This window comes from Gallibacterium faecale, assembly GCF_027920745.1.
Classification (GTDB): domain Bacteria; phylum Pseudomonadota; class Gammaproteobacteria; order Enterobacterales; family Pasteurellaceae; genus Gallibacterium; species Gallibacterium faecale.
In genome coordinates this window covers 1-2,605 of the sequence record NZ_JAQIBB010000026.1, presented here as the reverse complement: position 1 = coordinate 2,605, position 2,605 = coordinate 1, and the positions used below count along the sequence as shown (strand labels likewise).

The following is a 2,605-nucleotide window of genomic DNA, read 5'->3' as shown; positions in this document are numbered from 1 at the left end:
GTGACTGCGTACCTTTTGTATAATGGGTCAGCGAGTTATATTTTGTAGCGAGGTTAACTGAATAAGGAAGCCGAAGGGAAACCGAGTCTTAACTGGGCGGCAAGTTGCAAGGTATAGACCCGAAACCCGGTGATCTAGCCATGGTCAGGTTGAAGGTTGGGTAACACTAACTGGAGGACCGAACCGACTACTGTTGAAAAAGTAGCGGATGAATTGTGGCTGGGGGTGAAAGGCCAATCAAACCGGGAGATAGCTGGTTCTCCCCGAAATCTATTTAGGTAGAGCCTTATATGAATACCTTCGGGGGTAGAGCACTGTTTCGGCTAGGGGTCCATCCCGGATTACCAACCCGATGCAAACTGCGAATACCGAAGAGTAATGTATAGGAGACACACGGCGGGTGCTAACGTTCGTCGTGGAGAGGGAAACAACCCAGACCGCCAGCTAAGGTCCCAAAGTCTATATTAAGTGGGAAACGAAGTGGAAAGGCTTAGACAGCTAGGATGTTGGCTTAGAAGCAGCCATCATTTAAAGAAAGCGTAATAGCTCACTAGTCGAGTCGGTCTGCGCGGAAGATGTAACGGGGCTAAAATATAGCACCGAAGCTGCGGCATCAAGAGAAATCTTGTTGGGTAGGGGAGCGTTGTGTAAGCGGAAGAAGGTGAATTGAGAGGTTTGCTGGACGTATCACAAGTGCGAATGCTGACATAAGTAACGATAAAGCGGGTGAAAGGCCCGCTCGCCGGAAGACCAAGGTTTCCTGTCCAACGTTAATCGGGGCAGGGTGAGTCGGCCCCTAAGGCGAGGCTGAAGAGCGTAGTCGATGGGAAATGGGTTAATATTCCCATACTTGTTATGTAAGTGATGTAGGGACGGAGAAGGCTAGGCAAGCAGACGGACGGAAGGGTCTGTTCAAGCGTGTAGGTAGGATACTTAGGCAAATCCGGGTATCTAATACTGAGGCGTGAAGAGGAGCGACTAAGGTTGCGAAGTTGTTGATGCCCCGCTTCCAGGAAAAGCTACTAAGCATATTATATAATAAACCGTACTGAAAACCGACACAGGTGGTCAGGTAGAGAATACTAAGGCGCTTGAGAGAACTCGGGTGAAGGAACTAGGCAAAATAGCACCGTAACTTCGGGAGAAGGTGCGCTGGCGTAGTGTGAAGTCTGCACGGATGGAGCATGAACCAGTCGAAGTGACCCGCTGGCTGCAACTGTTTAATAAAAACACAGCACTCTGCAAACACGAAAGTGGACGTATAGGGTGTGACGCCTGCCCGGTGCTGGAAGGTTAATTGATGGTGTTATCGAAAGAGAAGCACTTGATCGAAGCCCCAGTAAACGGCGGCCGTAACTATAACGGTCCTAAGGTAGCGAAATTCCTTGTCGGGTAAGTTCCGACCTGCACGAATGGCGTAATGATGGCCAGGCTGTCTCCACCCGAGACTCAGTGAAATTGAAATCGCCGTGAAGATGCGGTGTACCCGCGGCTAGACGGAAAGACCCCGTGAACCTTTACTATAGCTTGACACTGAACCTTGAATTTTAATGTGTAGGATAGGTGGGAGACTGAGAGCCATTAACGCCAGTTAGTGAGGAGTCGATGTTGAAATACCACCCTTTAACGTTTGATGTTCTAACGAGGTACCTGGAACGGGTATTCGGACAGTGTCTGGTGGGTAGTTTGACTGGGGCGGTCTCCTCCCAAAGAGTAACGGAGGAGCACGAAGGTTTGCTAATCACGGTCGGACATCGTGAGGTTAGTGCAATGGTAGAAGCAAGCTTAACTGCGAGACGGACAAGTCGAGCAGGTACGAAAGTAGGTCATAGTGATCCGGTGGTTCTGAATGGAAGGGCCATCGCTCAACGGATAAAAGGTACTCCGGGGATAACAGGCTGATACCGCCCAAGAGTTCATATCGACGGCGGTGTTTGGCACCTCGATGTCGGCTCATCACATCCTGGGGCTGAAGTAGGTCCCAAGGGTATGGCTGTTCGCCATTTAAAGTGGTACGCGAGCTGGGTTTAGAACGTCGTGAGACAGTTCGGTCCCTATCTGCCGTGGGCGTTGGAGGATTGAGGGGGGCTGCTCCTAGTACGAGAGGACCGGAGTGGACGCACCGCTGGTGTTCCAGTTGTTTCGCCAGAAGCAATGCTGGGTAGCTAAGTGCGGAAGAGATAAGTGCTGAAAGCATCTAAGCACGAAACTTGCCCCGAGATGAGTTCTCCCAATCGAAAGAGATTGTAAGGGTTGTTTAAGACGAAGACGTAGATAGGTGGGGTGTGTAAGCGGTGTGAGCCGTTGAGCTAACCCATACTAATTGCCCGAGGGGCTTAACTATACAACGCTGAAGGGTTTTTGATTAGAGTTTAAGGGTTGACAGCTTGTGTGACATTGGAGAGAAAGAAAAAGAACAAAGGACAAGACAGAGCGAAAAACAAAGATAAAAGTAAAAGCGAAAAAGCAAGGAATAAAAAGAATTATCCTGGCGGCGAGAGTGCAATAGACCCACCTGAATCCATGCCGAACTCAGAAGTGAAATGTTGTTACGCCGATGGTAGTGTGGGGATTCCCCATGTGAGAGTAGGTCACTGCCAGGTTT

At 49.8% G+C, this 2,605-nt stretch carries 2 rRNA genes; both read left to right on the top strand.

Going from position 1 to position 2,605, the window contains the following annotated elements:
• Nucleotides 1-2,344 (top strand): 23S ribosomal RNA (locus PF272_RS02075); the annotation flags it as partial.
• Between the two features lie 143 nt (nucleotides 2,345-2,487).
• Nucleotides 2,488-2,603 (top strand): 5S ribosomal RNA (gene rrf / locus PF272_RS02070).
• Nucleotides 2,604-2,605 lie beyond the last annotated feature (2 nt).